Raw genomic sequence first — 16,735 nt, forward strand, 5'->3', positions numbered from 1 at the left:
GTATGAACCGTTCCGATTTGGATCAATCACTCATGCAATGATCAAAATCAGGAATGTTTTCCCGATTTCGCCCCGGAAATCTTGTCCGCGATCGCCAGCTGTGCGGCCGCCAGTCGTGCCACCGGAACCCGGAACGGCGAGCAGGAAACGTAGTCGAATCCCGCCGCCCGGCAGAAGTCGATGGATTCCGGGTTGCCACCGTGTTCGCCGCAGATCGACAGGGTAACGTCCGGATTGCTGATCCTGCCCCGCTCGGCCCCCAACTGCACCAGTTCGCCAACCCCCTCGGTATCCAGAACGTGAAACGGGTCTTCGGGAAAGATCTTCTGTTGCACGTAATCCGACATGAACCGGCCGGCATCGTCGCGCGACAGGCCATAGGTCATCTGCGTCAGGTCATTAGTACCAAAACTGAGAAACGACGTGTAGGGCGCAAATTCGGCTGCACGCAGGCAGGCGCGCGGGGTCTCGACCATGACGCCAAGGCGATAGTTGAACGTCTTGCCCTGCTCGGCCCGCACCGCAGCGGCCACCGCATCCACCCGCTTCTTGACCAGTTCGACCTCGCGCCGTGCAGAGACCAGCGGGATCATGATTTCCGGAACAACCGGCTCGCCATCCTCGCTCGCGCGCAACGTCGCCTCAAAGATCGCGCGGGCCTGCATGTCGTAGATTTCCGGCACCGTCATCCCGAGGCGGACACCGCGCAGTCCGAGCATCGGATTGTATTCTTCCATCGCCTCGACCTGCCGCACCACGTCACTGACCGGCAGGTTCAACGCCTCGGCCAGTTCCCGCTGTCCGGACTTGGTATTGGGCAGGAATTCGTGCAACGGCGGGTCGAACAGGCGGATGCAGACCGGCTTGCCTTCCATGATGCGAAACAGCTGAACGAAATCGTCGCGCTGCATCGGCAACAGCCGCTCGAGCACCGCCGCGCGCCCGGCGGAGGTCTGGGCAAAGATCATCTCTCGCATGACCGTCATGCGACCGGGATCGAAAAACATGTGCTCGGTGCGGCACAGCCCGATACCCTGCGCATCGAAATTGCGGGCGGTCTGGGCGTCGGCGGGGCTGTCGGCATTGGCCCGGATGCCAATGTCGCGCGCCTCGTCCGCCCAGCCCATCAGGGTCTGGAACGCATCGTCCAGCGCCGCCTCGATCGTCGCCGGCTCACCGGCGAGCACCTGCCCGTTGCCGCCGTCGATGGTAATTATGTCACCGGCGCGCAGCACCCGGCCATCAGGCGCGATAAGCTGCCGCTTGCCGGTGACGAAACGCAAGGTCGAGGCGCCGACGATACAGGGCAGGCCCAGTCCGCGCCCGATCACCGCGGCGTGGCTGGTGATACCGCCGCGCTCGGTCAGCACCCCGGCGGCAGCATGCATGCCGCGAATATCCTCGGGCGAGGTCTCGCGGCGGATCAGGATACAGGCCTCGCCGCGCGCGGCAGACGATTGCGCCTCGGCCGAGGTAAACACGATACGCCCGGTCGCGGCGCCGGGACTGGCGGCAATGCCGGTGGCCAGCACATCCCGTCTGGCGTCTGGCGCGACCTGCCGGTGCAGCAGTTCCGTCACCGCGTGCGGGTCGATACGCATCACTGCCTCTTGCGGCGTGATGATGCCGTCGCGGGCCAGTTGCACGGCAATCCTGACCGCCGCACGGCTGCTGCGCGACACCCGCACCCCATCGAGAATATGCACCTGGCCATCCCCGATGACGAACTCAACCTGCATCTCTTCGCGCAGCTTGCGCCGCATCAGCGCAGCGTGTTCCTTGAGAGCGACATAAGCCTCTGGTGCGACTTCGGCCAGCGACGGGCCACGATCGTCGATTTCGAGATACAGTGCCTCGCTCCCGGCCCCGAGCGCATCGCGACCCTGGCTCTGGCTCAGATAGCGGCCGGTGATCTGCGGCTTGCCGGTTTCGCGATCCACAAGTTGCAGAACGCCCGAGCCGCATTCACCCTGCCCCACGCCGGGAATCATCTGCTGCACCACCAGGCCAAGCCCCGCATCCGCCGGCGCCCCCTTGGCCTGCCGCAGCAGGCGCGCCGAAGTGCCCTCCCAGGCCCGTGCCATCGACCGCAGCACCGCCGCCAGTTGATCCGCCGGGTCCTGCGGGAAACGCTCTTCGGTTTCGGTTTCGTAAGCCAGCAAGGTTTCACGCAACCCCTGCGCCCCGTCGCTCGCCACCCCGTCGAACATGTCCGGATCCAGGCGCGCGACATGGAAGGAATAGGATTGCACGAACCGCAGATACAGCGCCGCCGCCGCATCCTCGCCGAGACTCTTGCAAAGTTCGGCATAGCGCGCATCGTTCATCCCGACATTCAGCACCGCCCCCGGCCCGCCCCAGTCCGGATCCTCCGAGGACGGGCGCACGCAGAGCAGCGTGTCGGGTTCGAACTGCCCGACGATGGCGACGATATCGGGCAATTCGTCGGCGGCGATGCGATGCACCGCGTCAAACGAAAGCGCCACGGTGCGCGGCACCGGCATGTCAAGGCGCACCAGCCGCTGCAAGCACTTGGCACGGCCACCATGGGTCGAGGCGGCCAGCGGCGCGTCGGGGGTGATCAACGTGGTATGCGGGTTGTTCTGCATGGGTTTTCTGCACCGCCGCTCGTAAAAATTCCTGCGCCGCAGCATAGGCGCAGGGGGCGGCGGCGCAAGAGAAAGCGTATGTGGGGTCCGCTAGCCTTCGACGCGGGTCAGATCGGCCACCGAGCTACAGATGCTCCTGATCTGGCTCAGCAGGTTCAACCGGTTGCGGCGCACCGTCTGGTTGTCGGTGTTGACCTGCACATTCTCGAAAAACGCATCGATCGGCGCGCGCAGGTTTGCCATTGCAGCCATCGCGGTCGGAAAATCCTGCGCCGCGAGCGCCGGGTCGATCCTGGCCTTGGCGGCGTCCAGCGCCGCGAACAGCGCCTTTTCGCTGTCATCCCCGGCGAATTTGATATCCGCACCATAGGAATATTCGACCCCGTCCTTCTCCTCGGCCTGCGACAGGATGTTGTTGGCGCGCTTGAACCCCTGCAACAGGTTCTCGCCATCCTCGGTCGCCAGCACGTCATTCAACGCCCGCGCCCGTTTGACCAGAAGGTTCAGGTCGTCATTTCCTTCCATCGCGATGCAGGCATCGATGATGTCATGGCGAATGCCCTGATCGCGCAGATAGACCTTGAGGCGGTCGTGGATGAAGGCGAGCAGGTCTATTGCATTCTGATCAAGCTTTCGGCCATCAGGCAATGTTCTCAATGACTGACCGAAAGCGATAAAAGTGCTCCCCTTTCCCTTGTGTTGCTCGCGCACCACAGAATGTCGCGACTCATAAACCGAGCCGACAAGATGATGATGAATGAGATCAAGAAGGCCGAGTTTCAGGTCCTGTGTCAGAATCAACCGCACCACGCCCAAGGCAGCCCGGCGCAGCGCGAAGGGGTCTTTCGACCCGGTGGGTTTCTCGTCAATCGTCCAGAACCCCGTCAGCGTGTCGAGCTTGTCGGCCAGCGCCACGGCAACCGAGAGCGGTGCGGTGGGCACGTCATCCGAGGGGCCGAGGGGCGAGTAATGCTCCTGCGCCACGGCGGCGATTTCGGCGGGATGGCCAGCGGCTTCGATGTAATAACGCCCCATAAGCCCCTGCAATTCCGGGAATTCATAGACCATCTCGCTGGACAGATCGGCCTTGGCCAGTTCTGCGGCCAGCCCTGCCTGATCCGCGTCGGCGCCAACCATCGGGGCCAGTTCGCGGGCCAGCGCGGTGATCCGGCGGATGCGCTCGCCCTGGCTGCCCAGCTTGTTGTGGAAGGTCACGTTTTCCAATGCCTGCAACCAGATGCCCATGTCCGACCTGGCAATGCGCAGATCGTTGTCCCAGAAGAACTTGGCATCCGCCAGTCGCGCCGACAGTACCCTTTGGTTTCCCGCCAGAATGGTCGCGCCCTGATCGGCCGTGTCGCGGTTGGCCACGGTAATGAAGCGCTCGATCCGCCCGGATGCGGGGTTGCGCACGGAAAAGAATTTCTGGTGCTCGCGCATCGACGCCTGCAACACCTCGGGCGGCAGATCGAGGAATGCGTCATCGATCCGCCCCATCAGTGTCACCGGCCATTCGACCAGCCCCGCCACCTCGGCCAGCAGCCCCTTGTCCTCGACCACCTCGAGACCGGCGGCAAAGGCGAGGTTGGTGGCATCGGCCCAGATGTGATCCGCCCGTTCCGACGGGTTCAGCATCACATGGGCGCGCTTCAGCTTGGCCTCGTAATCCTCGAATGACGCGACCGGGAACCTTCCGGGAGCCATGAACCGGTGCCCCTCGGTGCGGTCGCCCGCGGTCAGCCCCTCCAGCGCCAACGGCACGGTGGTGGTGCCGGTTTCATCAGTCAGGATGCACAGGATCGAATGCAACGGGCGCACCCACCGCAGGCTGCCGCTGCCCCAACGCATCGATTTGGGCCAGGGAAAGTTGCGAATGGTGGTTTCCAGCACCTCGGCGATGATCTCGGCGGCGGGGCGACCCGGCTTTTCGATCACCGCGAAATAGACCGCGCCCTTTGGCGTGTCGCGCTGCTCCAGGTCTTCTACCGTAAGGCCCGCGCCCCGCAGGAAGCCCTGAATCGCCTTTTCGGGTGCGTCTACGCGGGGGCCCTTGCGCTCTTCCCGCCGGGCCGGCGATCCGGCCAGCATCCCCTCGACCGCGAGGGTCAGGCGGCGCGGGGTCGAAAAGGCCGCCGCACCCGCATAGGTCAGTCCGGCTTCGACCAGCCCGTCGGTTACCCGTTGCTTCAGGTCCTCGGCGGCGCGGGCCTGCATCCGCGCGGGAATCTCTTCGGAAAACAGTTCGATGAGCAGGTCGGGCATGGTTGGTCCTCAGAAGTTCGGGATCGTCTGGATGATCGGCGCGTTGGCAATATCAACGAACAAGACGGATACAAAGGGCGGTCTGACAAAGGGGCGGTCGATGGAATCTGGCCACGGCGGTCGCTCCGGGTCAGTCGCTGGGCGGATCGAGCGGCGGGCATTCCTCGCCGATGACGGTGCCGTCATACGCCTTGGCTCCGCAATTGTTCAACTCGTTCCATGCAAAGCCGCGCCCCTCCGACGTAATCGCAACATAGCGGTCCACGCCGTAGCGGATGTTCTTGCCACCCAGAAACACCTGCGCATTTCCGGTTTCGATCTCGCTGGCGATATCTTTCGCATCAAAACACTCGAACCAGAACGGCGCGTTGCGCGGGGTCGCATCTGCCACAGGGACATAGGACTCCGCCAGCGCCTCGGGGGTGGCACTGGTGCTGAAACAGGCGCGGTAACGGATGGGCGAACTGTCGGCGTCAATGCCCTGAAACGCATCATAGGGAATCGGTTCGGGCGCGTTGGTCGCATCCGAGACCAGAAGCACGTCCCGCCCCGGATCGGGTTCGACCGCATAATAATAGCCGTAGATCTGCAGGTAATAGAGCGACGCGCCCGCCACGAGCGCAACAAGCAGAAGCAGCACGATGACAATTCGGCCCAGCGTCATGACGCCACCCGTCGGGCGCGGTTTCGGTCGGCGCGGTTCATGCGGCATATCCGCCGGCGGCGGTCTGAACGAAAGCATCGGCACATTGCTTGGCGAGCGCCCGCACCCTGCCGATATAGGCTTGCCGCTCGGTCACGGAAATCACGCCGCGCGCATCCAGCAGGTTGAAGATATGGCTGGCCTTGATGCACTGGTCATAGGCCGGATGCGCCATGACGATCCGCTTGCCGGTCTTGGGGTCTTGCGCAGGCTGAGAGAGGATCGCGGCGCATTCCTGCTCGGCTTCCTCGAAATGACGCAGCAGCATCCCGGTATCGGCAATGTCGAAGTTCCAGCGGGCGTATTCCTCCTCGGTCTGCCTGAACACATCGCCATAGCTCAGCGCAATCGGAGCGTCCGGGTCGTTGAAGGGCATGTCCATCACGTGCTCGACGCCCAGCACATACATCGCGAGCCGCTCGAGCCCGTAGGTCAATTCACCCGAAACCGGCGCGCAGTCGTGGCCGCCGACCTGCTGAAAATAGGTGAACTGGCTCACTTCCATGCCATCGCACCAGACCTCCCAGCCAAGGCCCCAGGCGCCCAGCGTCGGGCTCTCCCAGTCGTCCTCGACAAACCGGATGTCGTGCAGGTCCATGTCGATGCCGATCGCCGCCAGCGATCCGAGGTAAAGCGCCTGCAAATCCGGGGGGCTGGGTTTGATCAGCACCTGATACTGATAGTAGTGCTGCAAGCGGTTGGGATTTTCGCCATAGCGCCCATCCGTGGGGCGGCGCGACGGTTGCACATAGGCGGCGGCCCAGTGCCGGTTGCCAAGCGCGCGCAACGTCGTCGCCGGGTGGAACGTGCCCGCACCGACCTCCATGTCATAGGGTTGCATGATCGCGCAGCCCTTGGACGCCCAGTAGGATTGAAGCCTCAGGATGATGTCCTGAAAGGAACGTGGGGCTGTGGTCTGGTCGGTCATGCGGCGTGTCCCGTTGCGGTCCGGAGAATATCTGCCCTGCCGCAGCGCGGATGGCCGGGCGAAGCGGGTTTTACCTATGCCTGTGGCACAGCGGGGTCAACGCCGCAAAGAGCGCAGGGTCCGGTGCCGAAACCCGTGGCAATCGGCGAAAATTCCTGCTTAGGTGCCGAAAATTCAAACGGTTCGAGGCAGGTTTTACATGGTCAGGAAGTTTTTTGTGTCTTTGCTGGGTGCTGCGCTGATGCTGAGCGGTGCAGTTTCGGCACAGCAGGCGGAGGAAGAGGCCGTCTGGGTTCAGATCGAGGCGCACCCGAATTTGCAGGTTGCCCGCGCCCGCGCCCAGGACTTCGCGGCACGGCTCTCGGATGTGAACGGATTTTCGCTGGGCGGGACATGGTACGGCATCCTGCTGGGGCCATACCTGCCCGAAGACGCCCAGCGGGTGCTTCAGGTCTATCGCGGTGATCGCTTGATTCCGTCGGATTCCTTTATCGCCTATTCGCGCGACCTCGGGGCGCAATTCTGGCCCGAGGGTGCAAATGTTCTGAACCATGGCGTTGTCGCGGCACCCGTCGCGCAGGCCGCGCCACAGGCGGACGTGCCCGCCGTCCCCGCCACACCGGCAGACGAAACGCCCGCAGAGGCCCGGCGCGGCGAACGCGCGCTGAGCGCGCAAGAGCGCCGGGACCTGCAAATCGCCCTGCGCGCCGCAGGGTTCTACAACTCGGTCATCGACGGCTCGTTCGGCCGTGGCACCCGCCAATCCATGTCCGACTGGCAGCTGAACAACGGGTTCGAGGTCACCGGGGTCCTGACCACCGCGCAACGCAAGACGTTGATGGATCAGTATAACGAACCGCTGATCAGTGTCGGCATGGCAACCGTCAGAGATGCCCAGACCGGAATCGAAATGGAGTTGCCCGCCGGCGTCGTCGAGTTCGATCGCTATGAGCCGCCCTTCGCCCATTACAAGACCAGTTCCGGCGATCTTGCGGCGAAGGTGATGCTGATCAGCCAGCCGGGAACACAATCGACGCTCTTTGGCCTCTATGACATCATGCAGACGCTCGAAATCGTTCCTCTGGACGGTGCCCGCGAGCGCGGCAGGAACAGCTTTACACTGGAAGGCCACGGCAAGACCTTTACCTCCTATACCGAAGCAAGCCTCGAAAATGGCGAGATCAAGGGCTTTACCCTGATCTGGCCGAACGGCGACGAAGCCCGCCGGCAACGGGTGCTGGACGCGATGAAAGACAGCTTCACTCGTCTCCCGGGCGTTCTGGACCCTGGTGCCGGGGCGGACAGGTCACAGGATGTCGATCTGGTCGCCGGGCTCGAGGTGCGCAAACCCCGCCTGTCGCGGTCGGGCTTTTTCGCCGATGCCAAAGGCACGGTCATCACCACGTCGGATGTGGCAGCGGGATGCACGCGGATCACGCTGGACGGCGAATATCAGGCGGACGTGGTGACCAGTGACGAGCGGCTGGGAATCGCGATACTGCGCCCGCAACAATCGCTGGCGCCGATGTCCGTGGCGCGTTTCCACGTAGGCGAGGGCCGGCTGCAATCGGAAATCGCGGTTGCCGGGTTCAGCTATGAGGGCAAGCTGGGTGCGCCGACCATGACCTTTGGCACGTTGACGGACGTGAAAGGGCTGCGCGGCGAAACCGGACTGAGCCGGCTGGCGCTGAATGCGCTGCCCGGAGACGCGGGCGGCCCGGTGCTCGATGCAAGCGGCGGCGTTCTCGGAATGTTGCTGCCCGGCACGTCGGATGACGGCAAGCAACTTCCCCCGGATGTGAACTTTGCCGCCGATGCAGACGCAATTCGCGGCATCATGCAGACCGCCGGTCTGAGTGCCGAGGATGATAAAGAGGACGCCGAACTCGCCCCGACCGAGATAAGCCGCATCGCGACCGGCATGACCGTTCTGGTCAGCTGCTGGGACTAGATCTGCGCTAGATCTGCGCCGGGGGCGGCGTTTTTCTGGACTTACGCAGTCACCTGTGTCGTCATACATGGGATCAGGGAGGAACTCGGATGCCACGATTGCGCCTGCTCGCCGCCTTGCCCGCGCTGCTGATTGCAACGGCCTGCGCCAATAGCGGCGCCAACTACACGCCGGTCATCGACGGCCCCAGGGGGCCGACCTATGACGCCGACCTCGCCGCATGCCAGCAACTCGCGGCCTCGGGCGGCACTGTGGACGGGCGCGTTGCGGGGTCCACCGCGACGGGCGCGGGGATCGGCGCGGCGTCTGCCGTCATCTGGGATGGCAACAGCAGCAACCTCGGAGAAGCCGCCGCCGTCGGCGCAATTGCCGGGCTGGCATCCGGCATCGCGCGCCAGAACAGCCGCCGCGAGAACATCGTGAGAAACTGCATGTCCGGACGCGGCTATCGGGTGCTGGGCTGACCCTCACCCGATAGCGGCAGCTCTCATGCTCCGCCGGTTCCGGTGATCGCCGGCGTCACGTAGATCAGCGTCGGACCGTCAGCGTCAAACGCGGCACGTATGTCTTGCTGCAAATCCGCCAGGCTCTGCGGCGCGGTCGCGCGCGCGCCATATGCCTCTGCCAGCTTGCAGAAGTCCGGATTGCGGGCAATCACGGCATTCGGCGCAATCTGTGCGCGGGTCATGCTGTCTTCGATTTCCTTGAGCTTGCCATTGTCCCACAGCAGGATCGGCAGCGGTAGCCCCAGTTCGACGGCAACCCCAAGTTCGGCAACGGTATACTGGAACCCGTAGTCACCGATGATCACCATGGTCTGCTTGCCCGGGCGGCCCACAGCCCCGCCGATACCGGCAGGCAGCGCATAGCCAAGGGTGCCAAAGCCGCTGGGATGATGCCATTGGCCCGGACGATGCATGGGCCAGATTTCGTTGGCCACATAGGCAAACTGCGTCATGTCGGAATAGATCATCGTGTCCGGCGTCAGCACGTCTTTCAGCGCGTCACAGACCGGTGCGATACCCGGGCGTTCGGCCGATGTTTCAGCGCGCCAGCGGTCGCGTATGTCCGACACCTCGCTGACGTCCCAGCCGGTCTTTGGCCTGTGGTTTTCGGTGGCCTGCTGCAACGCTGCGGCCACGTCGCGCGCATCGGCGCGTATCTTGACCGTCGCGCGTTGCGCATCAGACAGGCAGACAGGATCCAGATCGACCCGCACCAGCGGTGCAGTATGGCCAAGATGGTCCCGCCACAAGTCGACCTCGGCCAGTTCGGTGCCGATGGCGATGACCAGATCGGCGCTGGCAATGATCTCGGCACTGCCCGGCCGGGCGAGCATCGACCCGAAATCAAGCGGATAGCCCGCGCCGACACAGCCGCGACCGGCATAGGTGGTGAAACAGGCCGCGCCGGTTTGCGACATGATCTGGCGCCAGAACGCGCCCTTTGCGCCACCGCCCAGAATGAACAGTGGACGCTGCGCCACGTTGAGCAGGGACAGGATCGGCGCGATCTCTTTCGCACCGGCCGTGCAGCGCGTGGCCGGCATGTTGGGGGCCGGAGCCGGATCGGCGACCGCTTCGAGCTGTGCAATCGGCACCTGGATATGTTTCGCACGCGGTCGGTCGCTGTCGAATTCCTCAAGCGCGCGGTCGATCAGCCCATAGGCCGACGCGGCACTCTGCGCGGTTGCGGACCAGTCGCACACGGTGGCCGCGGCGATCTCCTGATCATTCATCTGGTGCAATTGCCCCTTGCGCGACGCGGTTTCATCCAGACAGGACGAGATCGCCAGCACCGGCACCGAGTCCGATTGCGCCTGTCCCAGCGGCGTCATGATGTTGCAAAGCCCCGGCCCGGTGATCACATAGGCCACGCCCGGTTTGCCGGTCGCGCGCGCATAGCCATCCGCCATGAAGCCGGCACCCTGTTCGTGGCGAGCGAGAACATGGGTGATCCCCGCCTCCTCGATGCCGCGATACATTTCCTGGTTGTGCACGCCGGGAATGCCGAAAATGACATCGACACCGCGATCATGCAGCATGTGGGAAATCTGCGCGCCAAGCGGGCGACGAATGGACGATGCAAAGTCAGGCATCAAGCCCTCCAGAATTGAACAGTGAAGATTACGAAGACCGCCATCAGTTCGAGACGGCCACAGAGCATCGCAAAGGACAGGATCCATTTCGCGGAATCGTTTAGCGAGGCAAAGTTGCCCGACGGGCCGATGATATCGCCGAGACCCGGACCGACATTGGCAACCGCCGTCGCCGCACCGGAAATCGCCGTCACGAAATCCAGCCCGGTCATGGCCAGAGCCCAACTGACGATACCGATTGTCACGATGAAGAACACGAAGAACGACATGACCGAATTCAGCACGTCGTCATCCACCCGTTTTCCGTCATAGCGTGGAACGAACACCCCGTTGGGCAGCCGGATGCGCTGTAACTGAACCCGGATCGAGGCAAAGAGCAACTGAAAGCGAAAGATCTTGATCGAGCAGCTCGTCGAACCCGCGCAGCCCCCGATCAATCCGATCAGGAAGAACAGCGTGATCAGCAATGGCCCCCACGCCATGTAATCGACACTCGCATATCCCGTGCCGCTGATGATCGAGGTGATGTTGAACAGCGCCTCGCGGAAAGACTGTTCCCAGTGGTGCGGAAAGATGCGCTGAAGTTCGAACCACATGACCAGAACCAGGAACAGAATGGTGCCAAGGAACGCCCGGATCTGCGGATCCCGCCAGAACGCGTTGGAATTGCCGTTCATCAGTTGCACATAGCGCACGAATGGCAGCGCGGCGAGGATCATGAAGATCGAGGCGGCATATTCCAGAGGTCCCGAGAAGGTCGCAAACGAGGCGTCGTAATTGGCGAATCCGCCCGTTGAAACCGTGGTGAGCGCATGCACCACCGCGTCGAACATATCCATTCCAAGCGACGCGTAGCTGGCGATGCAGCCGAGTGTCAGGATGACGTAGATCACCGAGATCTTGCTCGATATTTCCGTTGCACGGGGGAGGATTTTACCCATCGTGTCAAAGGCTTCGGAGCGGAAAATCTGCATCCCGCCCACCCGCAGCTCAGGCAGGAAGACCATCGCGACGACGACCACCCCGACACCGCCCAGCCATTGCAGCAGGCCGCGCCACAGCAGCAGACCCTTTGGCAGATCATCCAATCCGCTGATCACTGTGGAGCCGGTGGTCGTGAGGCCCGACATGGCTTCGAAATAGCCGTCCGTAAAGGACAATTGCGTTTCACCCAGCATCAGCGGCAGCGCACCGAACAATGGCAGTGCCACCCAGACGGCGGAAGTCAGCAAAAAGATTTGCTGAATGGTCAAGCCCTGCTTGACGCCATTGGCACAGCTGAGCGCGGTCGCACCGCCGGCCAGTATGGTGATGACCGCACATTCGAAAAATACCGTCCAGTGACCGTTGCCGTAATAGAGATCGGTCAGCATCGGCAACAGCATCGCGCCGCCGAGAATGGCGATAAGCAATCCGATCACATGTCCAACTGGGCGCAGGTCCATCATGGGGCGCAGCGTTGGCGCGCACAGACCGGCGTGTCAAGCACCCCTCGCCCCGAGCAGCAGGGCGTGCGGTCGTGCCGCCACTCTGCCGCAACGGACGTCACCTGGAATCGTGACTCGGGCGATGCGGCTATCCCGCAACCGTTCTCAGCGGACCTCGTGAAGGTGGCTTTGACAACAGAGCGGCGTGTTCTGCCCGTGACACACGCGAACACACCGGTACGGCCGGAACTGCCGGATCAGGCATCGCAGGGAGCGGGCTTTTCGCGTGCTTTTCTGCCTTTGCGCGATTCCCGCAGAAGCGATGCCGAGTAGATGACCAGCGCGAGCCAGATCATTGGAAAGGCGATCATGCGGGCGCGCCCGAACTCTTCGCCGAACAGGAATACCGCCACCAGAAAGATCAGCGTCGGAGCGACATATTGCAGGATGCCTATGGTGGACAGACGGAGCAGCTTGGCCCCGTTCGCATAGAGCATCAGCGGAACCGCGGTCACCACACCGCAGCCAAGCAGCAGCAGGGTGTCCTGGGGGTTGCCGACGAAAAAGTGGTTCTCGCCGGTCGCCACAAGGTATCCGATCAACATCAGCGCAGGTATGGCGAGCAGCAGCACTTCGAGCATGAAGCCCTGATTCGGACCGATCGGCAGCCATTTCTTGAAGAATGCGTAAAAGCCCCAGGTCAGCGTCAATCCGATGGCAGCGATCGGCAGCTTGCCCGCGTCATAGGTCAGAACACCGACCGCAGCCGCCGCCAGCAAAATCGCGACGAACTGCGCCCGCGTCAGGCGTTCACCCAGCAGGATGGCCCCCAGGAACACGCTGAACAGCGGGTTGATATAATAACCCAATGCTGCATCAAGCGTATGACCTGTCGCGATAGACCAAACGTATATACCCCAGTTGACGGATATGAGCGCAGCAGTGACAAACCCCATCGCCAGCATCTTGGGCGTCGTCAAGGCAATACGAAGATCCCGCGTGCGCCCCATGATGATGAGCACGAGGCCGGCGACGGGAATCGCCCAGATCACCCGGTGGGCAATCACCTCGGCCGGAGAAATATGGGACACGGCCTTCATGTAGATCGGCAAAAAGCCCCACAAAAGGTACGCGGACACCGCAAAGGCGAATCCGCGCGGGCTATCCTCGTTGGGCTTGGTCATGGGGCACCCTTTGGCTGAAACGAACAGGTGCCGCATGAGAGCCGGTCATGTTGGGCACCGCGCCCCTATGGCCGGAACGCGCCGGTTGGTCAATGAGCCTCGGCCCAGTTTGCACCCTGCCCGGCATCCACGGTCAACCTGACATCCAGATGCACCGCCGGATCGGCAGCCGATTCCATGATCTCTCGCGCGCGCTCGATCACCGTGTCCACCGCATCCTCGGCAACCTCGAACAGCAATTCGTCATGCACCTGCAACAGCATCCGGGCGGGCAGGCCTTCGATGGCGGCGGGCATACGCACCATTGCGCGGCGGATCACGTCGGCGGCCGTGCCCTGGATCGGCGCATTGATCGCGGCACGATAGGCAAAGCTGGCGCGCGGTCCCTTGGCGTTGATCTCGGGCGTGTGAATCCTGCGCCCGAACAACGTCTGGACATAGCCATGTTCCTTGGCAAAGGCCTTGGTGTCGTCCATATACGCCCTGATACCCGGGAAGCGTTCGAAATACCGGTCGATGAACTCTTGCGCCTGCCCCCGCGGAATCCGAAGGTTGCGCGCCAGTCCAAAGCCGGAAATGCCATAGATGACGCCAAAGTTGATCGCCTTGGCCTGCCGGCGGATTTCCGGGGTCATCTTGTCGAGCGGCACGTCGAACATTTCGCTCGCGGTCATGGCGTGGATGTCCAGCCCCTCGGCAAAGGCCTGCTTCAACGCGGAAATGTCGGCAATATGGGCCAGGATGCGCAGTTCGATCTGCGAATAGTCGAGGCTGACCAGAACATTGCCCGGCTCGGCGACAAATGCCTCGCGAATGCGCCGTCCCTCTTCGGTGCGTACCGGGATGTTCTGCAGGTTCGGATCGGTCGAGGCGAGCCGTCCGGTGTTCGCCCCGGTGATCGCATATGACGTGTGCACCCGCCCCGTGTCGGGGTTGATATGGGTTTGCAACGCGTCGGTATAGGTCGATTTCAGCTTGGACAATTGCCGCCAGTCGAGCACACGGCGCGGCAGTTCGTGTTCCGTTGCGAGGTCTTCGAGAACATCCGCGCCGGTGGAATATTTGCCGGTCTTGCCGCGTTTCCCGCCCTCGAGCGCCATCTTGTCAAACAGGATCTCGCCCAGCTGCGCGGGCGATCCGACATTGAAGCTCTCTCCCGCCAACTCGTGAATCTCGGATTCAAGCCCCGCCATTTTCTGGGCAAAGGCGTTCGACATCCGGCTGAGCGTGTCGCGGTCGACCTTGATGCCGTGCATTTCCATCTGCGCCAGCACCGGCACCAGCGGCCGTTCCAGCGTTTCATAGACGGTCGTCACCTTGCTGCGGTGCAGTTGCGGCTTGAAGATCTGCCACAGGCGCAGGGTGATATCCGCATCCTCCGCGGCATAATCCGTGGCCTTGTCCAGCGGGACGCGGTCAAAGGTAATCGCCGATTTCCCGCTGCCCAGCAACGGCTTGATCGGGATCGGCGTATGCCCAAGATAACGCTCGCTCAGCGTGTCCATGCCGTGCCCGTGTTCGCCGCCATGCATCGCATAGGACATCAGCATCGTATCGTCGATGGGCGCGACGGCAATGCCATGACGCGCAAGGATCTTGGCGTCATATTTCATGTTCTGCCCGATCTTCAGGATCGCCGGATCTTCGAGCACCGGCCCGAGAAGGTCCAGCACCTCTTGCACGAGCATCTGCCCTTCGACCAGATCATCGGACCCGAACAGGTCCTCGGCGGCGCCAGCCTTGTGGATCAGCGGGATGTAACATGCCTGCCCCGGCTCGACGCAGAGCGAAATGCCCACCAGTTCGGCGATCATCTCGTTGAGACCCGTGGTCTCGGTATCCACCGCGACCCAGCCCCGTTCCCGGATCCTGTCGATCCAGACCTGCAAGGTTGCGGCATCGCTGACACAGCTATACTCGGACTGATCGAAGGCCGGTGCCTCGGCTGCCTCTCCGTCAGGTTCGACCGCAGCGGCCGGTTCCGCGATGGTTGGGGCTTCGACGCCCAGTTGCTCGGCAATCCGGCGCGACAGGGTCCGGAACTCCATTTCCGCCAGAAACGGCATCAGCTTATCCGGATCGGCGTCGCGTACCTCGAGATCGTCCAGGCCGAAATCCAGAGGCGTTTCACAATCCAGTTGCACCAGTTTCTTGCTCAACTCGATCTGATCGCGCTTTTCGATCAGGATCTGGCGGCGCTTGGGCTGTTTGATCTGGTCGGCCTGATCGAGCAGGGTTTCAAGATCGCCAAATTCGTTGATCAGCAGCGCGGCGGTCTTGATACCGATGCCCGGCGCGCCGGGCACGTTGTCGACACTGTCGCCCGCAAGCGCCTGAACATCGACCACGCGCTCGGGACCGACGCCGAATTTCTCGAACACGCCGTCGCGGTCGATGCGACGGTTCTTCATCGCGTCGAGCATTTCGACCCCATCGCCGACAAGCTGCATCAGGTCCTTGTCGGAACTGATGATGGTGACCCGCCCACCCGCGTCGCGCGCCTGACAGGCCAGCGTCGCGATGATGTCGTCGGCCTCGTAGCCTTCCATCTCCTTGCAGGCGATGTTGAACGCCTCGGTTGCCCGCCGCGTCAGTGGTATCTGCGGGCGCAGATCCTCGGGCATCGCGTCGCGGTTGGCCTTGTAGAGATCGTAAAGATCATTGCGGAAGGTATGGCTGCCCTTGTCAAAGATCACCGCCACATGGGTCGGCGCGTCAGGGCCGTTGTTGCCCTCGACATACCGGTGCAGCATGTTGCAAAAGCCCGCGACCGCCCCGATCGGCAAACCATCGGATTTGCGCGTCAGCGGCGGCAAGGCATGGTAGGCGCGAAAAATGAAGGCCGACCCGTCAATCAGATGCAGATGGCAGCCCTTGCCGAACGTCGTGTCACCCAAACCGCATCCCCCGGTTGCCGTGTTTTCCCAATGCGGCGGGTCGCGTTCGACTCCGCCCTGCCCGTCGTCAGGCACACCGGCGACCGATCAGGCCGCGTCGGCGCAATCCCTGTGCAGGTACTTGCAATCACAATACGGACACTCGACCCAGCCCCGATCCTGTGGAATCGAAAGCCAGACTCGCGGATGGCCCAATGCGCCCTCGCCACCGTCACAGGCGACGCGATAGCTGTCCACGATCTTGGTTTCCGGCGCTTGGATTGTCATCTTGGAGCGGTCCTTCCGGGTCTTTGAACTCGAGCCAGTGCTTGGCCCGTTTATGAGCCAAGCGCAGTGCGGGGGCAAGAGCGCGCTGTCCCTTCACCCGTGCAAAACACCGCCGGGTCGGGGTCTTGCGATCATATGTCGTGTTCGCCCGGACGCACGACCTCGCAGGTCCAGCGCGCGATTTTCCATTGCGGATGGGAAATGATCCAGTTGGCAAGTTCCGGAAGCGCGCGTCTGACGCACACCTTCTGGGAAATGTCCGTGTACAACAGGCTGCGCCGTTCGCAATCTTCCGGTGCCCCGGCAAGGCAAACGATGAAAACCAGCTCAATCATCATGGCACCCTGTCACCCGATACAATAGTATGGCTCCATTCTGTCACAGTTCCGACTAGTTTCTGAATGACAAG

Annotated in this window: 12 protein-coding genes; 2 read left to right on the top strand and 10 right to left on the bottom strand. The window is 62.7% G+C overall.

The genetic code is table 11. From position 1 onward, the window contains the following. Positions 1 to 47: 47 nt before the first annotated feature. From AB9K34_RS08490 to AB9K34_RS08505, 4 genes are all read right to left on the bottom strand, one after another. Positions 48 to 2,609, bottom strand: a complete 2,562-nt coding sequence (locus tag AB9K34_RS08490; protein ID WP_369954001.1) for a putative PEP-binding protein — start codon at positions 2,607 to 2,609, stop codon at positions 48 to 50. Between the two features lie 90 nt (positions 2,610 to 2,699). Continuing rightward, positions 2,700 to 4,871: a glycine--tRNA ligase subunit beta gene (gene glyS, locus AB9K34_RS08495; protein ID WP_369954002.1), complete on the bottom strand. Its 2,172-nt coding sequence runs from the start codon at positions 4,869 to 4,871 to the stop codon at positions 2,700 to 2,702. Positions 4,872 to 5,001: 130 nt separating this feature from the next. Then, entirely contained in the window at positions 5,002 to 5,535 is a 534-nt protein-coding gene (locus AB9K34_RS08500; protein WP_369954003.1) for a DUF6446 family protein, read from the bottom strand. A gap of 37 nt (positions 5,536 to 5,572) precedes the next feature. Further along, a complete protein-coding gene (locus AB9K34_RS08505) occupies positions 5,573 to 6,502 on the bottom strand; it encodes a glycine--tRNA ligase subunit alpha (protein WP_369954004.1) in 930 nt (309 codons plus the stop codon). 199 nt (positions 6,503 to 6,701) lie between these two features. Between AB9K34_RS08505 and AB9K34_RS08510 the strand changes: the two genes are divergently transcribed. Then, positions 6,702 to 8,453, top strand: coding sequence for a serine protease (locus AB9K34_RS08510; protein ID WP_369954005.1), 1,752 nt, complete (start codon positions 6,702 to 6,704; stop codon positions 8,451 to 8,453). Positions 8,454 to 8,542: 89 nt separating this feature from the next. Then, positions 8,543 to 8,917, top strand: a complete 375-nt coding sequence (locus AB9K34_RS08515) for a glycine zipper family protein (RefSeq protein WP_369954006.1) — start codon at positions 8,543 to 8,545, stop codon at positions 8,915 to 8,917. 23 nt (positions 8,918 to 8,940) lie between these two features. Here AB9K34_RS08515 and AB9K34_RS08520 read toward each other — a convergent pair whose 3' ends face one another. From AB9K34_RS08520 to AB9K34_RS08545, 6 genes are all read right to left on the bottom strand, one after another. After that, on the bottom strand, positions 8,941 to 10,551 hold the full coding sequence (locus AB9K34_RS08520) for a thiamine pyrophosphate-binding protein (RefSeq protein WP_369954007.1): 1,611 nt from the start codon (positions 10,549 to 10,551) through the stop codon (positions 8,941 to 8,943). Beyond that, positions 10,551 to 11,999 carry a TrkH family potassium uptake protein gene (locus tag AB9K34_RS08525; RefSeq protein ID WP_369954008.1) on the bottom strand — a complete coding sequence of 483 codons (1,449 nt, stop codon included), beginning with the start codon at positions 11,997 to 11,999 and terminating at the stop codon, positions 10,551 to 10,553. The genes AB9K34_RS08520 and AB9K34_RS08525 overlap by 1 nt, the downstream gene beginning before the upstream one ends. 236 nt (positions 12,000 to 12,235) lie before the next feature. After that, positions 12,236 to 13,162 carry an EamA family transporter RarD gene (gene rarD / locus AB9K34_RS08530; RefSeq protein WP_369954009.1) on the bottom strand — a complete coding sequence of 309 codons (927 nt, stop codon included), beginning with the start codon at positions 13,160 to 13,162 and terminating at the stop codon, positions 12,236 to 12,238. A gap of 89 nt (positions 13,163 to 13,251) precedes the next feature. Beyond that, entirely contained in the window at positions 13,252 to 16,059 is a 2,808-nt protein-coding gene (gene polA / locus AB9K34_RS08535) for a DNA polymerase I (protein ID WP_369954010.1), read from the bottom strand. Between the two features lie 87 nt (positions 16,060 to 16,146). Beyond that, a complete protein-coding gene (locus AB9K34_RS08540) occupies positions 16,147 to 16,326 on the bottom strand; it encodes a zinc-finger domain-containing protein (RefSeq protein ID WP_369954011.1) in 180 nt (59 codons plus the stop codon). 131 nt (positions 16,327 to 16,457) lie between these two features. After that, a complete protein-coding gene (locus tag AB9K34_RS08545) occupies positions 16,458 to 16,664 on the bottom strand; it encodes a hypothetical protein (protein WP_369954012.1) in 207 nt (68 codons plus the stop codon). Positions 16,665 to 16,735: the final 71 nt, after the last annotated feature.

It is taken from the genome of Sedimentitalea sp. XS_ASV28 (genome assembly GCF_041224545.1).
Taxonomy (GTDB): domain Bacteria; phylum Pseudomonadota; class Alphaproteobacteria; order Rhodobacterales; family Rhodobacteraceae; genus Sedimentitalea.

Excerpts from the sequence above, each read along its gene's own strand:
- AB9K34_RS08490 (WP_369954001.1), bottom strand. The coding sequence starts at position 2,609 with ATGCAGAACAACCCGCATACCACGTTGATCACCCCCGACGCGCCGCTG.
- glyS (WP_369954002.1), bottom strand. The coding sequence starts at position 4,871 with ATGCCCGACCTGCTCATCGAACTGTTTTCCGAAGAGATTCCCGCGCGG.
- AB9K34_RS08500 (WP_369954003.1), bottom strand. The coding sequence starts at position 5,535 with ATGACGCTGGGCCGAATTGTCATCGTGCTGCTTCTGCTTGTTGCGCTC.
- AB9K34_RS08505 (WP_369954004.1), bottom strand. The coding sequence starts at position 6,502 with ATGACCGACCAGACCACAGCCCCACGTTCCTTTCAGGACATCATCCTG.
- AB9K34_RS08510 (WP_369954005.1), top strand. The coding sequence starts at position 6,702 with ATGGTCAGGAAGTTTTTTGTGTCTTTGCTGGGTGCTGCGCTGATGCTG.
- AB9K34_RS08515 (WP_369954006.1), top strand. The coding sequence starts at position 8,543 with ATGCCACGATTGCGCCTGCTCGCCGCCTTGCCCGCGCTGCTGATTGCA.
- AB9K34_RS08520 (WP_369954007.1), bottom strand. The coding sequence starts at position 10,551 with ATGCCTGACTTTGCATCGTCCATTCGTCGCCCGCTTGGCGCGCAGATT.
- AB9K34_RS08525 (WP_369954008.1), bottom strand. The coding sequence starts at position 11,999 with ATGATGGACCTGCGCCCAGTTGGACATGTGATCGGATTGCTTATCGCC.
- rarD (WP_369954009.1), bottom strand. The coding sequence starts at position 13,162 with ATGACCAAGCCCAACGAGGATAGCCCGCGCGGATTCGCCTTTGCGGTG.
- AB9K34_RS08540 (WP_369954011.1), bottom strand. The coding sequence starts at position 16,326 with ATGACAATCCAAGCGCCGGAAACCAAGATCGTGGACAGCTATCGCGTC.
- AB9K34_RS08545 (WP_369954012.1), bottom strand. The coding sequence starts at position 16,664 with ATGATGATTGAGCTGGTTTTCATCGTTTGCCTTGCCGGGGCACCGGAA.